We start from the raw sequence: 20,654 nt of genomic DNA, 5'->3' as shown, positions 1-20,654 counted from the left end.
GAAAAATTGGAAACGATGACAAAAACGAAGTTAGCAAAAGGTCTTCGTATCTCAACAGGTGTCGTCTGGAACCTTTTTCTCCTGTTCATCATTTTCGGACTGACAATTTCCGTTTTTGCCGCCTCGGTTGGTGCAGGCTATTTCGCATCTCTTGTTGCAAAAGAACCGCTACGTTCCAAACAGGTGATGCGTGATGCGATTTTCAACTATGAAGAAACGTCTGAAATCTATCTCGCTGGTAACGTATATATTGGAAAAGTCAACTCTGATATCGAGAGAAAAGAGACAAAGCTTGAACGTGTGTCTCCTTTTATCATTGATGCTGTATTTGCTACAGAAGACGAATATTTTGTGGACCATAATGGCATTGTACCTAAAGCAATCTTTCGCGGACTTTTCCAGGATGTAACGAACTCCGCCAGTCAAACAGGTGGATCTACACTGACACAACAGCTTATAAAAAACCAAGTTTTAACAAATGAAGTTTCGTATGAACGAAAAGCGAAGGAAATCTTACTCGCCATGCGGCTTGAGAATTTCATGGAAAAAGAGGAGATACTTGAAGCTTACTTAAATATTATCCCCTATGGACGGAATGCCAATGGGCAAAACATTGCGGGAGTCGAAACGGCAGCCGGTGGTATTTTCGCCAAAAAAGCAAAGGATTTAAACTTGCCACAAGCCGCATTCATAGCAGGACTTCCTCAGGCACCTTTTGCCTACACCCCTTTCAAAAGTGGTGGCGGGCGGAAAGAAGAAAAATATTTAAAACCAGGAATAGATCGGATGAAAACGGTCCTGTTCAGAATGAAAGAGACCCATCATATTACTGAACAACAATACAATGAAGCAATCAACTATGATATTACAAAGGATTTCCGTGATTCAATCATGCGCGCAAATGAACGCTATCCATACCTAACGCAAGAAATTCAGAATCGTACCGTAGACATTCTCGCGAAAACCATTGCGGAGAAGGATGGAATTGATCCGGAACGTCTTGAAAAGGAAAAGAAAGTTCGCGAAAAATATAAGATTCTTGCAACACGCTCCATGCAGAACGATGGGTATAGAATTTATTCTACGGTAGATAAGAAATTGTATGACAAGATGAATGAAGTTGGTGATGCATTTGAACATTACGGCTTTACCTATACAAGGGAGGAGAAAGATCCCGATACAGGAGAAGCTGTATTAAAAGATGACCCCGTTCAGGTTGGTGCAATTATGATTGAAAATAACACAGGTAAAATTCTATCTTTCATAGGCGGACGTGATCATAAACACGAAGCGACGAACCATGCAACACAAGCTTATAGACAAAATGGTTCTGCAATGAAACCGCTACTTGTTTACGCGCCTGCTATCGAATATGGCGTCATAGGTGCAGGTAGTCCTGTTGTCGATGTGAAGTTTGATGTGAAACAAGGAAATGGCTCCATGTGGTCACCGAATAACTATCTCAGTACGATGGAACTCGGAATCATACCCGCAAGAGAAGCTCTAGCCAAATCATTGAACTTAGCTACAGCAAGATTATATCGTGATATCATTGATCGGCGGCCCGCTGAATTTCTCGAGAAAATGGGCTTCTCAGAGCTTGTTCCAGGAGACTATGTCGATTATTCAACATCACTTGGTGGAATGGCAAAAGGAGTAAGTGTCGAAGAAAACACGAATGCATTTGCAACGTTTGCAAATGGAGGACAATTCATTGACGCTTATCTTATAGAGAAAATTGAAGACATGGAAGGCAATATAGTCTACAAGCACGAAGTCGAGCCAGTTGACGTGTTTAGTCCGGAAACAAGCTATATCATCACGGACATGATGCGCGATGTATTAAAACCTGGTGGGACAGGCAACAAAGTTACAAACCATCTTAATTTCCGTCCTGATCTTGCGGTTAAAACCGGAACAACACAAGGGTATGGAGATGCATGGCTTGTTGGATACAATCCAAATGTTTCACTGGGTGTGTGGCTCGGTTACAAAGATCGGACACGCAGTCTTTACTACGGACTAAAAGGGCAAACCTTACATCCCTCGGATCGAACAAGTAGACTTTTTTCTCGCATTATGAACGCTGCGAATGATGTAAGTCCAGAATTGATTGGTGCCTCTGCGAAATTCCAACGTCCAAATGGTGTCGTCACTAGATCATTCTGTGGCATATCTGGTCTTGCACCGTCTGCAGCATGTTCGTCTGCCGGTCTTGTGAAATCCGATCTTTTCAATGCAAAAGTAATGTTACCGACTAAACCGGATGATAGTATTGGTTCTTCCTCTTCTTCCTTTGTAACAGTTAAAGGAAAAAGATACCTTGCACTTCCTTCTACTCCCGCCGCGTTCTTAACATCAGGTGGGACTGGTATGAATCCAGCATTCATCAGTCGGATTCTTGGACCATGGAAAGGTGACGCATCTAAATTGTTCCCTGCAAATTCCTTTTTTGCTTCAAATGTCGTTTCTGATGCAGTATTTGCTGCAAATGATGTCTCTCCTACAGCTGTAAACGTTGTACTAAATGGAAAGACGATCACTTGGAGTGACTCATCGTCAAATGACGTCATCGGTTACTATATCTATAGAGATGGTGGGAAAATCGGTACAGTTCATGACGCTTCAGCAAATTCCTATTCAATCGGTACCGGATCTTATTCTGTCAGGGCAGTTGATATTACCGGAAGATTATCCGAATCATCGAATGTCGTTACAATAGAGGCGGAACCTGCGCCCGAACCGGTTCCTGAAGAACCGATAGATCCTGTTCCGGAGATTCCCGTCATTCCTCCTCCCCCGGATACTGAAGACACTAACATAAATGAATAATTAAAAGGGCATGACCGCTAGAAACTTGGCGGTCATGCCCTTTTAAATTTTAAAATTAATCTTCCATTGTCGATAAATCCCCTGTAGGAAGATTTAGCTCCCACGCCTTCAATACACGGCGCATAATTTTACCACTTCGAGTTTTTGGTAGTTTATCCTTGAATTCAATCTCACGAGGAGCGGCGTGCGCTGCAAGCCCTTTTTTAACGAACTGTCTAATGTCCTCTTTCAATTCATCCGTCGGTTCATACCCTTGGTGAAGCGCTACAAATGCTTTGATAATTTCTCCACGGACTGGATCTGGTTTACCGATAACACCCGCCTCAACAATAGCAGGATGCTCAAGCAATTTGCTTTCAACTTCAAATGGACCTACTCGTTCCCCGCTTGTCATTATGACATCATCAACACGGCCTTGGAAAAAGAAATACCCTTCCTCATCCATATAAGCAGAATCACCGGATACATACCATTCATCATTCATGAAATAGGATGCGTAAAGTTCAGGGTTATTCCAGATTTGACGCATCATTGCTGGCCATCCTTTTTTAATGGCTAGATTGCCCATTTGCAACGGTGGTAGGACGTTCCCTTGGTTATCTACGATTGCCGCCTCAATACCCGGTACAGGCTTGCCCATAGACCCTGGCTTGATTGGAAGACATCCGAAATTGCAGATGGTCTGTGCGCCCGTCTCTGTCATCCACCATGTATCATGGATGCGCTTTTTGAATACTTCCACTCCCCAACGGATGACTTCGGGATTGAGTGGCTCCCCGACTGATAGAACATGCCGCAGTGAGGTGAGGTCAAACTGATGGATAGGCCCTTCTCCAGCACCCATTAACATGCGGAAAGCCGTCGGCGCACTATACCAGACTGTCACACCATACTCTTCGATTGCTTCGTACCAACTTTCTGTCGAAAACCTTCCACCGAGCACAAGAAGGGTCGCTCCCGTAAGCATCGGTCCAAATATTCCATATGCTGTACCTGTCACCCAACCAGGATCTGCCGTACACCAAAAGATGTCATCTTCTTTTAAATCGAGAACCCATTTTGTTGTCTGGTATTGCTGAACCATCGCTTCTTGAACATGCAGCACACCTTTTGGTTTCCCTGTCGAACCCGAAGTGTAGTGGAGAAGCGTTGGAGCTTCCCTATCCAGCCATTCGACTTGAAAGTATTGGGATGCATCCTTCATTCGACTATTGAAGTCAACAATCTTATCCTTCTCAACAACATTTTCCCCAACAAGGAATACGGTCTCCAAGTGAGGTAGTTTTTCTACTGGCACCCGTTCAAAAAGTTCAGGCGTCGTGATGATAGCTTTCGCCTCACTATCGGCTAACCGATCATAGATGGCACCTTCCATAAATGCTTCAAAGAGGGGACCCACAATTGCACCGATTTTCAATGAGCCAAGAAGGGCAAAATAGAGTTCTGGAGAACGTGGCATGAATATAAAGACTCGATCTCCCTTTTCAAGTGTTGAGTTATTACGCAATACATTTGCAGCTTTGTTCGTCATCTTCTTCATTTCATTATAGGTATATGTCTCTTTTCGATGTGCATCTTTATAATAAAGTGCCACTTTGTTTTTACGGAAAGATTCAGCATGTCGATCTATCGCTTCATGAGCGATATTAACGAGTCCACTTTCATGCCAACTGAATTCTTTCTCTACGTCTGTCCAACTAAATTCTGCAACGGTACAATCATAATCCCCTAATTGATAATCTCCTTGGACTACCGGTAACGTTCTTACTACCATGTCTCTCACCCTTTCCATAACATTCACATATTTCATTCTACATTATTTTCGATTCTATTTGTCGATTAATTTCATTTTTTCGAAAATAATTATTTTGTTAGAACTAATTGGCTTCTCTTTATCGTTTTCATTGTATACTAAGAGTATCTGCATATTTTGTAAGGCGGTGAATTTATTGGACCATGTAAAAACGTATTACGCTAAAGAAATCAAGCATAAGAACGGCAATCTTATTATTGAAGGACCTATACCGCCTGAGACACTCACAAATCTGGATTTTCACGAAAATCTCGTTGCCTTCAGACCTCCTACCCAACAGCAAAAGGCACTCGTTGAAATCGCTGCACTTCCAGAAGGTCGAATCATTATCGCACGTGAAATGAATGAAGTCGTTGGCTACGTCACCTTTTTGTATCCAGATCCCTTAGAACGGTGGTCACAAGGGAAAATGATCAACCTAATTGAGCTTGGGGCAATCGAAATCATTCCGAAATTTCGGGGCGGCGGTGTCGGAAAATCACTGTTACAGGTTTCAATGATGGATGATGCAATGGATGATTACATCATTTTGACAACTGAATACTATTGGCATTGGGATTTGAAAGGAACGAAGCTAAATGTATGGGAATATCGAAAAATGATGGAGAAAATGATGAATGCAGGTGGTTTAGAATACTATGCGACGGATGATCCAGAAATAAGTTCTCACCCCGCCAATTGTATGATGGCACGGATTGGAAAAAGAATAAATCAAAATTCTATCCAACAGTTCGACAGTCTACGGTTCATGAACCGATTTATGTATTGAAAGTGGGGAAATTCCAATGCTAATTGAAGAAATCATGATTAAAGACGTCAAAACACTTTCTCCAGATCATTCCGTGAAAGATGCACTTCAAGCGATGCGCGACAAAAAAGTCCGTCATTTACCAATACTATCAGCAAATGGAATGATCGTCGGAATCGTGACAGACCGTGATTTAAAAGGGTTTGTCCCATCCTCATTCTCTACTAGCAAGGACACACATATTTACGATACAGCAATCGCCCAAGTGATGACAAAAAATCCGATTATCGGCCACCCTATGGATTTTGTAGAAGAAGCGGCCGTCATTTTTTATGACAATAAAATCGGTTGTCTTCCGATTGTTTCCAATAACAAACTAGTCGGCATCATCACTGAAACGGATCTACTTTATAAATACATCGAATTGACAGGTGCTCACCAACCAGGATCACAGATTGAAGTACGCGTTCCAAACGTACCAGGGATCTTATTTGAAGTATCCAAAGTGTTCTATGAACAAAAAACAAATGTGTTAAGCGTCCTTGTCTATCCCGATAAAGAGAATGAAGCGAACAAAATTCTCGTCATCCGCATTAAGACAATGAATCCGCTTACTGTCATCCAAGGATTGAAAGAGAGTGGCTTTGAGGTTCTATGGCCAAATGTCCCGGGGATAGGCCTATGAAAAAGGATGCCGTTTTTATCTTTTCCGATGAACAACTCGAATACTCTTTTTCGGATTCACATCCTTTCAATCAAAAAAGAATTCTTTTGACCCTTGACCTATTAAAAAAGTCAGGAGCTATTCAAGATACCGACATTATTTCACCCCGTATGGCAACAGACGATGAATTGCTTCTTGCCCATGACGCCAAGTTTATCGATATCGTCAAAAAGGCTGGTAGAGGTGAAATATGCGAAGACGTTGGGAGTATTTATGGAATCGGTACAGAAGATACTCCCATCTTCCCCAATATGCACGAGGCAAGTGCTATACTCGTTGGTGGTACATTGACTGCAGTCGACGAGGTGATGGAAGGTCGCTCAAAATATGCGTTAAACCTCGGTGGCGGACTTCATCATGGATTCCGCGGGCGGGCTTCTGGTTTTTGCGTCTATAACGACAGTTCAGTCGCCATTAAATACATGCAAGAGAAATACGGAGCAAGAGTTCTTTATATTGATACTGATGCCCATCATGGCGATGGCGTTCAATGGAGTTTCTATGATGATCCAACCGTTTGTACACTTTCAATCCACGAAACAGGGCGTTACCTATTCCCAGGTACCGGAAATATAACGGAACGTGGGAATGGCACAGGCTATGGAACTTCATTCAATTTTCCAATCGATGCTTTCACGGAAGATGAATCATTCCTTTCCATTTACAGGACGGCAATGAGAGAAGTGACTGCGTTTTTCAAACCCGATGTTATCCTGACGCAAAACGGGGCTGACGCACATTACTTTGATCCCTTGACGCATTTGTATGGAACGATGGACATCTTCAAAGAAATCCCTCGAGTTGCACGTGAAATTGCTGAGCAATATTGTGAGGGGCGTTGGATTGCGGTCGGAGGAGGTGGTTACGACATCTGGCGTGTCGTGCCAAGAGCCTGGGCGCATATTTGGTTGGCGATGAAGAAAGATCCCGTTCCCTTAGGTCGTCTTCCAGAAGACTGGCTTACTATGTGGCAACAACAATCACCCGTCCCTTTAATTCCAACGTGGGATGATCCTAATCCACTCTACGAACCGATTCCAAGGAAAGATGAAATAAACGAGAAAAATGCACAGATGCTCAGCCGAGCTTTACATATAATTCGAAATGAACAAGTAACTAAATAATAACACGAACCCCATAAAAAAAGAGGCCTTCTTCGTCATTTGGAAAACTCCAATTGACAAGATTGCCACTCTTTTCATTTCACAGAATTACGCTCTTCCAATCTGAATGGTAATATGACTTGCTGCTGTTCAACTTCTTCACCGTTCATAAGTTTTGTCAAAAGTCGCATCGATACTGCACCTAAATCATACAGAGGCACGACAATAGAGGTTAATTGCGGTCTTACAACCCTAGCTAAAATAGAATGCTCAAAACAAATCAGCTCATAATTCTCCGGCACCGATAGACCTTCATCCCGAATTCCATTTAGCAAACCAACAGCGATTATATCACTTCCTGCAAATATAGCTGTCGGCTTTCCTGCTAACTCTCGAATCTGTTGCCATTCTTCATATGCATTGTCATAGGTGTTCTCCACTTCGACGATGAGACTTTCATCAACAACTAGTCCGACATCCTCAAGCGCACGAACATACCCGTTCCTTTTACTGATTCTGTTAATATCTTTAGTAAAAGGTCCGGAAACAAAAACAATTCGTTGATGACCATTTTCAATCAGTTTACTGACAGCTACATAGGCTGCCTCTTCAAAATCAATATTCACTGTAGCTAACTGTTCTTCAACATCCAACGTTCCTGCCAATACAATCGGCACATTAGCTGTTGCCATTTCCGCTCGCACTTCGTCAGAAATCGAATCACTCATGAAAATAAGCCCATCTACCTGTTTGCCAAGATGATCTTCAATCAATTCCACTTCTCTTGCTGTTCGTTCATCAGAATTAGAAAGGATTATGTTGTACTCGTACATCGTCGCTACATCTGCTATACCTCGGGAAAGCTCAGAATAGAAATTTTTTGAGATATCAGGGACGATTACCCCTATTGTCGTTGTCTTTTTACTCGCTAACCCTCTTGCTACCGCGTTTGGACGGTAGCCAAGTCGTTCAATGCAATCCAAAACTTTTTTTCTCGTTGTAGGTTTTACATTCTGATTACCATTGACGACGCGGGAAACCGTTGCCATCGAAACGTTTGCTTCTCTGGCCACATCGTAAATCGTTATAGCCATTGGCCTGTCCCCTTTCCTATTTCAATTAAAACGCCGGAACCATAAAAGGTCCGGCGTTCGATTATTAAGTCGTTTGGTACGTTTTCATGAATTTCTGGATTGCATCGTAAAAATCATCAAACTGCTGTAAATCCATCTGTTGTGCAGAATCAGACAATGCAACTGCGGGATCTGGATGCACCTCCGCCATCACACCATCAGCACCTACAGCTATGGCAGCTTTCGCCGTTGGTAATAACAAATCTTTTCTACCCGTAGAGTGTGTTACGTCCACGAATACAGGTAAATGCGTCTCTTGTTTCAATATCGGAACGGCCGATATATCCAATGTGTTTCGAGTTGCCCGTTCATAAGTACGGATACCACGTTCACAGAGAATGATTTCGCTATTCCCTTTTGAGATGATATATTCTGCTGCGTGAATGAATTCATCGATTGTCGCCGCTAAACCACGTTTCAATAAAACCGGTTTTTTGACCATTCCTGCTTCCTTCAACAACTCAAAGTTCTGCATATTCCGTGCACCAATCTGGATTACATCGATATATTCCAATGCTTCTTCAAGATGTGAAGGCGTAATGATTTCTGTTACAACTGAAAGACCTGTTTCGTCTGCAACACGTTTCAAGATTTTCAAGCCTTCAAGGCCAAGTCCTTGGAAATCATAAGGGGATGTGCGTGGCTTATATGCCCCACCCCTAATCATCGTCAATCCTTTTGCTTTGATGGATTGTGCAACGGCTAACACTTGCTCATACGATTCAACTGCGCATGGTCCATAGATGAACGAAGGTGTTCCATCTCCGATTTTATGTCCATTGATGTCGACAATTGTATCCTCCGATTTACGTTTACGGGACACAAGCAATGCGTTCCGTTGTTCATCCTCCTGTATTTCAAGGCCAGACATGAATATCCCTTTGAAAATTTGTTCCAATACCCCATTTGATAACGGACCATTATTATTTTCTTTCAGAGAGTTCAACATTTCCCTTTCGCGGATCGGATCGTATCGATTAACACCTTGCTTCTCTTTTACTTTTCCAATTTCTTGGACAACAGTTGTTCTTTCGTTAATCAGATCCAAAACTTTGATGTTTAGCTCGTTTACACGGCCGCGTAATTCATCTAAATCACTTTGTCTCATAGTCCGACTCCTCCCCGCACATAGCATTCCCTTTCCGCAGAGGGGAATTTATGTTACATTTTTAGATAATAGATTAAGTATAAAGAAGACTATTTGAAAAGTCACGTTATTTCTACTTAAATCTTTTCATTCAGTTACATTTATCTATAGAGAGGATGAAACATTCTGCCTAGTACATTATTTGCACTCGACATCGGAACTCGCTCTGTTGTCGGAATCATCCTAACAGAAAATGACGGTGCCTATCACGTTACCGATCTTATTTCCATCGAGCATAAGGAACGCTCAATGATTGATGGACAAATACATAATATTCTAAGTGTCGCTGGTGTTATCTCCGAAATCAAAGAGCTACTCGAGGAAAAACACGGTCCTTTAAAAAGGGTTAGTGTCGCTGCTGCGGGACGAGCCTTGAAAACATCTGAAGGTTCGATGACTGTCGATATTTCAGAGCAATCCCTTATTTTGAATGAAGATGTCAACCGGCTTGAATTGGCGGCTGTTCAACAAGCCCAGCAAAAACTGTTGTCTTCCGACTCCGTGACAAAGGACGACTACTATTATTGTGTTGGTTATTCCGTACTGTACTACAAACTAGAAGGTGAAGAAATTGGAAGCTTGATCGACCAAGCAGGTCGCTCGGCTTCAGTGGAAGTTATAGCGACGTTCCTCCCACGTGTGGTAGTTGAATCACTGCTATCGTCACTTAAACGGTCAGGACTCGAAATGGAAGCCTTAACACTTGAACCAATAGCGGCAATCAATGTCCTCATTCCCCCTTCAATGAGGCGGCTAAACGTCGCACTCGTCGATATAGGCGCCGGGACATCTGATATTGCCATCACAGCTAACAACACCGTAGTTGCATATGGGATGGTCCCGTTAGCGGGAGATGAAATCACTGAAGCGCTCAGCAATCATTTCCTTCTCGATTTCCATCTTGCGGAAAATGCAAAGAGGAAAATCTCGAACGAAGAGGAAATCGTCATAACTGACATTCTCGGCTTTGAACAGAATGTTACATCAAGTGAATTAAACAACATTTTGAAACCTGCTGTCCAACGACTAGCAAAATCAATTTCACAAGAAATCAAACGGCTGAATAATGGCAACTCGCCTCAAGCAGTCATGGTTGTCGGGGGCGGAAGCTTGACAATTGGACTTCCAAAAGAGATTAGTAAATGCCTTGAATTACCAGAAAACAGAGTTAGAATACAGGGACTGGAGGCATTGAATGGCGTCACATTGGAGCCAAACATCCCTTCTTCACCCGAACTTGTCACTCCTATCGGGATTGCTATCGCAGCACGGAGGGCACCCATCCACTATATGTCCGTTTCTGTAAACAATAAGACGATACGGATCTTTGAATTGAAGGAAATGACGGTTGGAGACGCTCTACTTGCCGCAAACATAACAGCTCGTCAACTTTATGGTACGCCTGGACTTGGAATATCGATTAAGCTAAATGAGAGCGACATCCTGATTCCAGGAGAGCACGGAACTCCTTCCACCATACTCTTGAATGGTAACATAGCAAGTACAAAAGACATTATTATGAATGAGGATGCAATTGAAGTGAAACCCGGAAAAGATGGAAATCACGCATCTGCGACTGTACAAGATCTCTTAGAGGAGGCTGTGTCAATTCTTGCATTAGTCGGCGGAATTCAAGTAGAATTAAAACCTGAAATCATTATTAACGGCAAAGTCCGACCGCTTGATACAAAAGTTCAAGACCAAGATAAAATAAACGTTATTCATGCAAAAACACTTGCAGCCGCATTAAAAAAATTAAATCGTAGTGGGTTACTCAAGGAAATGCCATTCACATTATCTGTAAATCAGAGAACGATTACACTAAAGGGACGAACAACCCATTTTTCTATCGGAAGTATTCCTATAAGTCCATCTTATGTCATCAAAGATGGGGATGATATAACTATCCATTCACAGCCTCTTCCTACAGTCGATGAAGTTGTATCCGAAATAGGGAAAAGAGCCTTCGATGTGATATCAGTCACATTTAACGGGTCACTCGTCACGATTCGGAAACCACGGCTCTCCATCACATTGAATGGACAACCTGCCGAGGGGACTGAAGTCGTGAAAAAATATGATTGCCTTGACTTCATTTCACTTAGCGACAGTCCAATTACATTTGGCGACATCTTTGCGTTTACAGATTATAGTTTGCCAGAAAACCCTTCGAGTAACTATCAGCTTCTCCGGAACGGTTCACAAATCAGATTTAATGAACCGATTTTCGGCGGAGACTCTCTGGATATTATTTTCACTTAATTAAAGGCCCGTCTACCCAAGTAAGGTAGACGGGCCTTTAATCATTCAATTCACTTCTTGTCGTCATTTATTTTTGAAACAAAATTTTGATTAGTAATTTTGTTTTTGCCGATGTTTTCACTGTTATCATAACTTACACTGCTATTGCCAGTTGTCTGGCTTTTATTCGAATTTTTCGCTGTGCCTTCAGTTTGCTCTACAACCGCTTTTTTTAACGCTTCTGCAGTCGACGTCACCATTTCAGTTCCTTTTTCAAGCGTATCCCCGATTTTCAATGTTGCGCTCTCTATGAAATCCATTGCCTCTTCCCCTTCGGAAGAGGCAGTTCCATCATCCATCGGAACAGAATTTTTCGGTTTCATTGATTTCACTTTTTCGACAAGTTGTCCGGATTGTTCTTGAATCGACTTTGACAACTCACCTGTTTTCACTTTCGCTACCGAAGTGAACTCTACTGCTTTTTCCTTCGCGACTGTGCTGAGTTCAATACTTTTATCTTTCAGCTGTATAGCTTGTGCTGTTAAATCCTCGCGCATTTCGCTACCCGATTTAGGGGCTAGAAAAAGTGCTGCTGCTGCCCCAATTACTCCTCCGACAAGTGCGCCGAAAAGAAAGCTACCCGCTCCAGAACCTTTGTTGTCTTCGTAGAATGAATCTGTGTATGCCTGGTAATCATAATTTGCAGGTAAATAAGAAGGTTCCCCATATGAATTCTCATATTGTTTATTTCCTGCATTGTATTCATGATTGCATTGTGGATTGTTATAATTTGGTGTTATTTTGCGGTCTTCATTCATGTCCAATTCCTCCCATTTTTCGAATCATTTACATATCATACTAGTATACCTAGAAACGCTTAGATTGGCTTGATTACTTATTCTTCCCAGATTGAGGGTTGTAAATAGTCCAACCGTTAGAATTACCTGTTTTCCGCTCTTTCACTTTACTCATTATGCCCATAACTACATTGCTCCACTGAACGACTTGAGCAATCTTATCGCCATTCTGTTCAGCTCCGGTAGTAATTGAGTCGCTAACACGCCGCACAGAGGAATTGAGTCCTGTAACTGAGTCACCGACCCCTTTCACTGCATCGACAACCGAATTCAATTTCTCTGCCTTCAGTAGAATGTCTTCCGCAAGATCATTTGTCTTGTGAAGAAGTTCAGTCGTTTCCGTTGTCACCCCTTCAAGTTGTGTGGTTAGCCCACCCATCGTCTCGGAGACACTTTTCAAAGTGTTTTTCAACGAAAAGAGAGTCATCGCAAGGCTAATACATAAAATTAAAAATGCGATTGCAGCGACAATTGCCGCTATGTACAGTAAATTTTCCACAAACACTACCTCCTTAAACTGCTCTTCATAAACATTGTTTACCCTAATATAATACAAACTAAACTCAATGCTTAATATATCATCTTCAACATTATTCTTCAATTCCCTTCGAAAAATTAAGAATTGATTGGATATAGTGAAACTGCAATCAGAGCGGATTTTTCGACACATAGGACGTGACGACTTTAGTCGACCTGCACGTAAATGTGGGATAAATCACATGATAATTTCCTCTTATTTCGTATAAAAAAACAGCTGACCTTGAGGGATCAAGCTGTTCTTTCGTTTTCAACATGGGTTTTAAATGCATTCATATACTTCTGTATATCCCCCGCACCCATAAACAGGTAGACTGCCGATTCATGCGTGTCAAGGATTTGTATGTCACCAAGTTCAAGATGTTTTGCACCTGGAATTTTGTCAATCAATTCATTAATCGTCAAGTTCCCCACCTCTTCACGTGCTGATCCAAATATGTCGCATAGATAAACGTGATCCGCAGATGAAAGACTTTCTGCAAATTCTACCAAAAGTGCGGCAGTCCTTGTAAAAGTATGAGGTTGAAATATCGCGACAATTTCTCGATCAGGGTATTTTTGCCTTGCCGATTGCAACGTCGCTTTGATTTCGGTGGGATGATGAGCATAGTCATCTATAACGACCTGTCCATCCAACTCCGTTACAGTAAAGCGCCTCTTCACACCACCGAAAGTTGACAATCTTTCTTGAATAACGGATACTTCTACTCCTTCATAATGACAGAGTGCGATTACACCTAATGAATTCAAAATTGCGTGATCACCAGCCAATGGTATTGTGAACGTGTAGTAGAATTCATTTCGCACCGAAACATCGAAGGTTGAGCCTTCTTCTGTTTTCGTTATGTTCTTTGCTGAAAAATCATTCGACTCTTCGAAACCATAATAGAGGACGGGAACATTCGCTTGGATCTCTTGTAAATGCTTGTCATCTCCACAAGCAATGATTGCTTTCTTCACCCGTAGTGCCATTTCCCCAAAAGCGTCCAATACATCCGATAAGTCCTTGAAATAATCTGGATGATCAAAATCGATATTCGTCATAATTGCATAGTCTGGCTCATATGCAAGAAAATGCCTTTTATATTCACATGCTTCAAAAACGAAGTAATTACTCCCTTCAATGCCCCTCCCAGTTCCATCCCCTATTAAATATGAGGTTGGTGCATGGCCTGATAATACATGTGCGAGTAATCCAGTTGTAGACGTTTTTCCATGTGTTCCTGTAATGCCGACTGAAATGAATTTCTCCATATAACGACCTAGGAAATTATGGTATCGAATAACCTCAAGTCCAAGTTCCCGCGCTTTAACAAGTTCAGGATGACTATCTGGAAATGCATTTCCAGCAATCACTGTCATTCCCGGCCTAATATTATTTCCATCAAACGGTAAAATCGGTATCTTTCTTTCATGAATCGGATCTTCAGTAAAGAAATACTTGTCAATATCCGAACCTTGTACTTCATTGGCAGAGTCGTGAAGAATTTGAGCGAGCGGACTCATTCCCGATCCTTTGATGCCAGTTAAATGGAACAATGTCATTTTGCAACCTCCCAGGACCATTTCTGTTCCCTGTTAATAATGTATTCTCTGTTATTTTACCACTTATACTTATTACATTACAGCTTCATTTTGATGACACTACTTCTACTCTATAGAGTCCGTATGCCGATTAAGATCACTTTCTGTTAAAAAAACATCCCGCGCTTTACTTCCACGCTGTCCCGATACGAAGCCATTTTTCTCCATTCTGTCGATAAGTTTGGCTGCTCGGTTATACCCAATACTAAAATTCCGTTGTAATAGTGAGGTCGATGCACTACCTTGCTCAAAAATGAAGTGGCATACCTGTTCAAAAAGCGGATCTGTCTCCTCTTCTTCAACGCTATTTGCCAGAAGTTCGTCCTGCCCAAATAAGTAGTTCGGTTCCGCCTCGTTTTGAACGTGTTCTATTATACGTTCTATTTCATTATCCGTGACAAATGTACCTTGTAGCCGGACACCGGATGATTGCCCATTTCCAATATACAGCATATCCCCCTTCCCGAGAAGTCGTTCTGCTCCTGGCGAATCGATAATCGTTCTGGAATCGATTTGGGATGATACTGAAAACGCAATTCTCGTTGGAATATTGGCTTTAATGGTACCTGTAATAACATCGACAGAAGGGCGCTGTGTTGCAATGATTAAATGAATACCACAGGCACGAGCCTTTTGCGCAATACGACTAATCGATACTTCTACATCTGCTGGCGCCATCATCATTAAATCAGCAAGCTCATCAATCACAATCAAAAGATAGGGCATCTTCAATGAAAATCGACGACTCTCAATCACGGCTTTATTATAACGCTCAATATCCCTTACACCTGCATGGGCGAGCAATTCATATCGACGTTCCATTTCCGAAACCGCCCATTTCAACGCAGCGGTTGCAGCTTTGACATCCGTAATAACTGGACTGATAAGGTGTGGTATGCCATTAAACGGTGCCAATTCCACCATTTTAGGATCAATTAGCATCATTTTTAAATCTGCTGGAGATGCTTTGTAAAGCAAGCTAACTAAAATGGAATTGATACAAACAGATTTACCAGAACCTGTAGCTCCTGCAATCATTCCGTGTGGCATTTTACGCAGATCGAGTGTTACAGGTAGACCCGTCAAGTCAAGACCAAGTACGGCTTCCATAGGAGATGATGACCCTAGGAACTTTTCAGACTGAATTACTTCGGAAATACGCACAGGTCTTGTCTTACGATTAGGGATTTCAATGCCTATTGAACTTTTCCCTGGAATTGGAGCTTGGATTCGGATATCCTCAGCCGCTAGTGCAAGCTTCAAGTCATCCGTCAAATTTCGAATTTTGCTCACTTTCGTGCCATGTCCGACTGTAATTTCAAAACGAGTAACAGTTGGTCCTTGAACAGCCTCAATTACGGTTGCTTGAACTGCGAAATAGGATAATGCTTCTTCAAGTTTTTCTGACTGCCATTCAAGCCACTGCGTATCTTCAATCTGCTTTTCAGGTGGAATTAGATAATCCAACAATGGAAATGCATAGTACGGCTCTTCTTCCATATTTTTATCAATTTCTTTCTCTGTGGCTATCAATTGTTCCCGATGCTGGATTGGAAGTATGATGTTTTCCGGTTCCAAAGCTGGCTCTGGATGTTTTTTAATTACGTCTTGTAGCGAAATCGACGGCTTTAGTGCATTGATTTTTTCTTTGTCAGATTTCAACATCAGAACATTAAAGGGCCTAATCTTTTCTTTTCTTATCTCTGGGCGTGACTCTTCCTCCACCTCGATTAATTCAGGAAGCGACGCCGCATCTACTTTTGGAAGCTCTTTTATAGGATGTTCCACATCTTCTATTTCAATTCCACTTGAATCAACCATATCCACAGGAATTTGTTCTAGTGGCGGAACGTTAAGCGGTTGTACATCTTCAGTAATGAGATTATCATCCTGTTCCATCAATTCATCCATCATAATAGATTGCCCATTTATGATTTCCAATTCATCCAGTGCTGTCAATTCCACTTTATCCTTGACTAAAGTCTTTGCTACATCATTTTTCGGATTGGCGTATCCAAAAATTGGAGAAGGTACTTCTGTTGGTATGAATGGTCTACTAGAACGCTTTTGCACAGTACTTTCTACTGGCGGAATATCACTTTTTTTAAACTTTGACTCTGTTTCATATTTCTGAGTAGATTCAAATCTATAAACATTTCCTACCTTAGGTTTCTTTTTCCATCTTTCATTTTCATATAATGGAATCGGTTCATAATCGTCATCTGCATCTTTCACATATGAATGTGAGGTCGATTCTTCTTGTTCTTCTATCGGCGCGTCATCCCACCCATAAATTTCTGCATCCGAGATAATCGGAAAACGGAATGAAGGTCCTTGTTCCCTATACGACTTTTCAATCGTTGCAGTTGTTTCATCATTTTCATAATTATATTGTTCATGATTAGGTTGTTCATGATTAATTTCCACTTTATCTTCATCGGCCCCAAATAATCGGTCCATAATTTTTTTAAATCTACTCAAGACAATCACTCTTTTCATGTCAATTATTCTATTTTAACAGGTATGAACTATCTAAATCAAATCTATCTGTAAAATAAGAAAAACGTACCAATTAGGTACGTTTTTCTGAACATTCACATGAATACTTCTCCCGTTATCGCGTTGACATCTAGGACGAGAATTCCTTTCTCTTCAGGAGCATCTGGCAAAGCAAGTTCCTTGGCTGAACAAATCATTCCGGCCGAAGGAACACCCCGAAGTTCTGCGTCACGGATAACCATTCCAGAGGGCATGACTGCACCGACTTTTGCTACGACGACCTTCTGGTTTTCATCGACGTTTGGTGCACCACAAACAATCTGCACAGTTCCGCTTCCAATATCAACTGTACAAACATTCAACTTATCTGCATTCGGATGTTTTTCTTTCTTCAACACATGTCCGATCACGAATTTTGGTGAAAAATCCACGTCTAATTCCACATCTACATTGTTCTTATGAAGCGCCTCTTGAATTTGATTGACCGTTTCTACTAACAATTCAACTTTCCCAACTGTATCGACATTGACATAAGTGGATGCATTGAAAAGGTTAAGACCAACCAACTCATCAGTCCCCTCATCGTAAATCAGCGTGACATCCCCTGCTGATTTTGTAGCAATCGATTTCGGACGTACTGGCGTAAGCTGGATAAGTAGCACATCCCCCACACCGTTCATGTTGTAAAATAGGTTCATTTTTTCTTTCCTTCCCTTCTTGCCAAACGATTTTTCGCCATAATGAAAATTGGTTCGATTTTTCCATCTTCATAGATGAATGATAACGATGTTACAGGTACAGCCCCTGTCGTGAAAAAATGCATCGTCATTTGTGCAAGTACATCATAGCCTGTGTCGTTTCGGATGTCACCAATGATAAGTACATCTTGATGGGGCACAGAGAGGGTCATATGGCCTTCTATCTTGCCTTCCATGTCTTTTAGAAACGCATTATTTAAAATTCTACTTGCATCATAACCGTCATTATTATTGATGAAATAATAGATGTTATCCGAAACTACGTCCTGTTTCATTGCAGTAGGTAACGCCCTTACCCTAAATAATGCGGATTCCATTATTTCCGTTTCAGATAATCCGATAGTGTCCAGCATACTTTCATCGATTAATCTGTATGTCGTTTCCAAATCAAGCGCATAGTAAATACGCGTTTCGGCCGTATGCTCCTTCATCAAAAAACGGTGCCCCGCCGAGGATTCTTCTGGGAACGAGGTTGACCTGATGACTGGGTAAATCACATTATTTCCTGAAAACCCTTCCAATTGTTCTTTCTCCATCGCGTTAAATGTTTCACCAATTATGTAGACAACTTCTTCGATTGCCGCTTCTTTTTCACGTTCATACTTCACAAGGATTTCTGGAAGGGAAATATCCATCCCTTTTTTTAAAACTGTATGTTCGAGCCGGACTTTATCCGTTTTGCGATCAAAACGCCATTGAAAATGTTCGGACGGAAGATATTTTTTTAAAGTTTCAATAAGTTGTTCTGAATTCATGTAAAAATACCTCCATTCATTTTAGACAAGAGCAAGGCACCTCGTCACTTCAGGTACCTTGCTTAATTGAACGCACGATTTCCATCATCCTAGCCATGTTCTCTTCAATGTTGTTCTGTTTTGTTACTGTTGTCATTTTAGTTCCACCAACGCTTGTAATAAGTTCTATATGACCATCCTCACTTTTCACTACAGCAGCAAAACCAAAAATGCCCTTGTCACTGAAAGTAGCTTGCTCGATAATTTCTTTATTTTCATCTGCAAGAAGTAAGTTATAAAACAGTTCACTATCACTTGCTTCATTTGGATTGATAAAAAGAATGAATGGTTCGTCATTTTTTGTGAAGACGATATTTTGAGCGTCTGAGTTTTCATTAATCTCAAATCCCGCAGGCTTATATAGTTTGACGCCTTCAATTTCATCCGTATGATGCTTATCGTTCGTATCAAATATTTCTCTCGTAGCCTCGATGCCAGCAGTCGCCCTTTCGTCAAGCGAGCGTCCACATCCCACAAGTAGTGATAAGGACAGTGCTAATAGGAATATGAATTTCCATTGTCGGAACAATCGATCTCCCCCAATCAATAAATTAGCCTTCATATCCATTTTAATGTTGTTGGCAGTCAGTTGCAACCATTGGGGTTTAGCGAGCTTTCAAAGAGCACTTCAGCAGGGTCTGTTCGCTAGCCTGATTTTTTATTCCATCCAATAGAAAACGCCCTTGCACTCCATTACAGATGTGAGGGGCGGTGATTTCAATTATACATTGCTTTTAATTGTTTCAACTGTTGTTTTATCACATGCTTTGACTAGCTTCACAAGGAGCTCTTTCGCTGCTGCATAGTCGTCCGTGTGGATGATGGATCCTGACGTGTGAATGTAACGTGAACAAATACCGATGACCGCACTTGGGACACCTTCGTTCGATACATGAACCGCTCCTGCATCCGTACCGCCTGGTGAAATGAAATACTGATAAGGTATTTTATGTGTTTCAGCCATATCTAAAATAAACTCACGTACACCGCGGTGTGTCACCATTGTACGGTCTAGAATACGAAGCAATATTCCCTCGCCTAGTTGACCGAACTCGTTTTTATTGCCCGAAGCGTCATTTGCAGGACTGGCATCAAGCGCAAAGAATAGATCTGGATCAATCATCCTTGCAGCGGCCTGCGCTCCACGAAGTCCGACTTCTTCCATAACGGTTGCACCGGAATATAAATTATTCGGTAGCTTTTCACCATGTACTTCTTTCAATAGATCAATCGCAAGTCCGCAACCGTATCGATTATCCCATGCTTTCGCGAGGATTTTTTTGTTATTGGCCATCGGTGTAAAAGGACAAACAGGGACAATTTGTTGACCAGGGCGAATACCGATTTTTTTCGCGTCTTCCTTATCATCTGCTCCGATGTCAATTAGCATATTTTTGATATCCATCGGTTTGTTCCGCATTTCATCACTAAGTAGATGAGGTGGAATTGAACCGATAACACCGATAACCGGGCCATTAGCTGTAATGATTTCGACACGCTGTGCAAGTAGTACTTGGCTCCACCATCCACCAAGCGGTTGGAATCGAATCATTCCGTTATCCGTAATTCCACTTACCATGAAGCCGACTTCGTCCATATGGCCAGCAACCATTATCCTTGGACCGTCTTCAGGTCCTTTTCTGATGCCGAACACGCCTCCGAGATTATCTTGGATCAATTCATCGGAATACTTTTCAAGTTCGCTTCGCATATATTTTCGGACTTCACGCTCATTACCTGGAGCACCAGGTAGCTCGGTTAACGTTCTGAACATTTCAAGAGTTTCTTTATTCATCAAATATAGCCTCCTATAATTGTTTGTACATTGCCTATTATAGATGGTTATTCTAACTGTTTCCATTATTTTATTTAGGAACCCGAATT

General features: G+C 41.6%; 16 protein-coding genes. 5 read left to right on the top strand and 11 right to left on the bottom strand.

The features are described 5' to 3' along the window. Positions 1–15 precede the first annotated feature (15 nt). Positions 16–2,832: a transglycosylase domain-containing protein gene (locus H4683_RS07135; protein WP_225941955.1), complete on the top strand. Its 2,817-nt coding sequence runs from the start codon at positions 16–18 to the stop codon at positions 2,830–2,832. Positions 2,833–2,887: 55 nt separating this feature from the next. Here the strand turns inward: H4683_RS07135 and acsA are convergent, their stop codons facing one another. Then, on the bottom strand, positions 2,888–4,606 hold the full coding sequence (gene acsA, locus H4683_RS07130; RefSeq protein WP_192598142.1) for an acetate--CoA ligase: 1,719 nt from the start codon (positions 4,604–4,606) through the stop codon (positions 2,888–2,890). A 175-nt stretch (positions 4,607–4,781) separates the two neighbouring features. Here acsA and H4683_RS07125 point away from each other — a divergent pair, with 175 nt between their 5' ends. Genes H4683_RS07125 through H4683_RS07115 form a run of 3 tightly spaced genes read left to right on the top strand, consistent with a single transcriptional unit; the run spans position 4,782 to position 7,241 of the window. Next, on the top strand, positions 4,782–5,414 hold the full coding sequence (locus H4683_RS07125; RefSeq protein ID WP_192598141.1) for a GNAT family N-acetyltransferase: 633 nt from the start codon (positions 4,782–4,784) through the stop codon (positions 5,412–5,414). A gap of 16 nt (positions 5,415–5,430) precedes the next feature. Continuing rightward, positions 5,431–6,078, top strand: a complete 648-nt coding sequence (locus tag H4683_RS07120; RefSeq protein ID WP_192598140.1) for an acetoin utilization AcuB family protein — start codon at positions 5,431–5,433, stop codon at positions 6,076–6,078. Beyond that, complete coding sequence (locus H4683_RS07115) at positions 6,075–7,241, top strand: acetoin utilization protein AcuC (RefSeq protein WP_192598139.1); 1,167 nt, start codon at positions 6,075–6,077, stop codon at positions 7,239–7,241. Before H4683_RS07120 ends, H4683_RS07115 begins: the two co-directional genes overlap by 4 nt. Before the next feature lie 74 nt (positions 7,242–7,315). On the opposite strand, the gene ccpA is transcribed toward H4683_RS07115, so the two are convergent. Both ccpA and H4683_RS07105 read right to left on the bottom strand, forming a co-directional pair. Continuing rightward, positions 7,316–8,314 carry a catabolite control protein A gene (ccpA, locus tag H4683_RS07110; protein ID WP_192598138.1) on the bottom strand — a complete coding sequence of 333 codons (999 nt, stop codon included), beginning with the start codon at positions 8,312–8,314 and terminating at the stop codon, positions 7,316–7,318. A gap of 64 nt (positions 8,315–8,378) precedes the next feature. After that, entirely contained in the window at positions 8,379–9,461 is a 1,083-nt protein-coding gene (locus tag H4683_RS07105) for a bifunctional 3-deoxy-7-phosphoheptulonate synthase/chorismate mutase (protein ID WP_192598137.1), read from the bottom strand. A gap of 288 nt (positions 9,462–9,749) precedes the next feature. Here H4683_RS07105 and H4683_RS07100 point away from each other — a divergent pair, with 288 nt between their 5' ends. Beyond that, positions 9,750–11,762 (top strand): cell division protein FtsA, encoded by a 2,013-nt coding sequence (locus tag H4683_RS07100; protein ID WP_225941944.1) that lies wholly within the window; start codon positions 9,750–9,752, stop codon positions 11,760–11,762. Positions 11,763–11,812: 50 nt separating this feature from the next. Here the strand turns inward: H4683_RS07100 and H4683_RS07095 are convergent, their stop codons facing one another. The 8 genes from H4683_RS07095 to H4683_RS07060 form a co-directional block, all read right to left on the bottom strand. Beyond that, the gene (locus H4683_RS07095) at positions 11,813–12,559 is read right to left on the bottom strand and encodes a YtxH domain-containing protein (RefSeq protein ID WP_192598136.1); all 747 of its coding nucleotides are present in this window, start codon (positions 12,557–12,559) and stop codon (positions 11,813–11,815) included. A gap of 73 nt (positions 12,560–12,632) precedes the next feature. Then, positions 12,633–13,097 carry a DUF948 domain-containing protein gene (locus H4683_RS07090; protein ID WP_192598135.1) on the bottom strand — a complete coding sequence of 155 codons (465 nt, stop codon included), beginning with the start codon at positions 13,095–13,097 and terminating at the stop codon, positions 12,633–12,635. Positions 13,098–13,366: 269 nt separating this feature from the next. Continuing rightward, on the bottom strand, positions 13,367–14,680 hold the full coding sequence (gene murC / locus H4683_RS07085) for a UDP-N-acetylmuramate--L-alanine ligase (RefSeq protein ID WP_192598134.1): 1,314 nt from the start codon (positions 14,678–14,680) through the stop codon (positions 13,367–13,369). Positions 14,681–14,785: 105 nt separating this feature from the next. Next, the gene (locus tag H4683_RS21885; protein ID WP_275403068.1) at positions 14,786–17,200 is read right to left on the bottom strand and encodes a DNA translocase FtsK; all 2,415 of its coding nucleotides are present in this window, start codon (positions 17,198–17,200) and stop codon (positions 14,786–14,788) included. A gap of 113 nt (positions 17,201–17,313) precedes the next feature. Next, positions 17,314–17,916 (bottom strand): YtpR family tRNA-binding protein, encoded by a 603-nt coding sequence (gene ytpR, locus H4683_RS07075; RefSeq protein ID WP_192598133.1) that lies wholly within the window; start codon positions 17,914–17,916, stop codon positions 17,314–17,316. Next, entirely contained in the window at positions 17,913–18,731 is an 819-nt protein-coding gene (locus tag H4683_RS07070) for a DUF1444 family protein (protein WP_192598132.1), read from the bottom strand. Before H4683_RS07070 ends, ytpR begins: the two co-directional genes overlap by 4 nt. A gap of 49 nt (positions 18,732–18,780) precedes the next feature. Next, positions 18,781–19,299: a hypothetical protein gene (locus H4683_RS07065; protein ID WP_192598131.1), complete on the bottom strand. Its 519-nt coding sequence runs from the start codon at positions 19,297–19,299 to the stop codon at positions 18,781–18,783. A 192-nt stretch (positions 19,300–19,491) separates the two neighbouring features. Continuing rightward, complete coding sequence (locus H4683_RS07060) at positions 19,492–20,565, bottom strand: M42 family metallopeptidase (protein WP_192598130.1); 1,074 nt, start codon at positions 20,563–20,565, stop codon at positions 19,492–19,494. Positions 20,566–20,654 lie beyond the last annotated feature (89 nt).

Origin of the sequence: Sporosarcina limicola, assembly GCF_014873855.1 — a bacterium.
Classification (GTDB): domain Bacteria; phylum Bacillota; class Bacilli; order Bacillales_A; family Planococcaceae; genus Sporosarcina; species Sporosarcina limicola.
The sequence above is the reverse complement of the archived record's forward strand: the minus strand, read 5'-3'. Positions and strand labels throughout refer to the sequence as shown.

Bases quoted from the DNA above. Each gene is read 5' to 3' on its own strand.
- H4683_RS07120 (WP_192598140.1), top strand. From the start codon at position 5,431: ATGCTAATTGAAGAAATCATGATTAAAGACGTCAAAACACTTTCTCCA.
- ytpR (WP_192598133.1), bottom strand. From the start codon at position 17,916: ATGAACCTATTTTACAACATGAACGGTGTGGGGGATGTGCTACTTATC.
- H4683_RS07095 (WP_192598136.1), bottom strand. From the start codon at position 12,559: ATGAATGAAGACCGCAAAATAACACCAAATTATAACAATCCACAATGC.
- H4683_RS07070 (WP_192598132.1), bottom strand. From the start codon at position 18,731: ATGAATTCAGAACAACTTATTGAAACTTTAAAAAAATATCTTCCGTCC.
- murC (WP_192598134.1), bottom strand. From the start codon at position 14,680: ATGACATTGTTCCATTTAACTGGCATCAAAGGATCGGGAATGAGTCCG.
- H4683_RS07115 (WP_192598139.1), top strand. From the start codon at position 6,075: ATGAAAAAGGATGCCGTTTTTATCTTTTCCGATGAACAACTCGAATAC.
- ccpA (WP_192598138.1), bottom strand. From the start codon at position 8,314: ATGGCTATAACGATTTACGATGTGGCCAGAGAAGCAAACGTTTCGATG.
- H4683_RS07100 (WP_225941944.1), top strand. From the start codon at position 9,750: ATGATTGATGGACAAATACATAATATTCTAAGTGTCGCTGGTGTTATC.
- H4683_RS07135 (WP_225941955.1), top strand. From the start codon at position 16: ATGACAAAAACGAAGTTAGCAAAAGGTCTTCGTATCTCAACAGGTGTC.
- H4683_RS07105 (WP_192598137.1), bottom strand. From the start codon at position 9,461: ATGAGACAAAGTGATTTAGATGAATTACGCGGCCGTGTAAACGAGCTA.
- H4683_RS07060 (WP_192598130.1), bottom strand. From the start codon at position 20,565: ATGAATAAAGAAACTCTTGAAATGTTCAGAACGTTAACCGAGCTACCT.
- acsA (WP_192598142.1), bottom strand. From the start codon at position 4,606: ATGGTAGTAAGAACGTTACCGGTAGTCCAAGGAGATTATCAATTAGGG.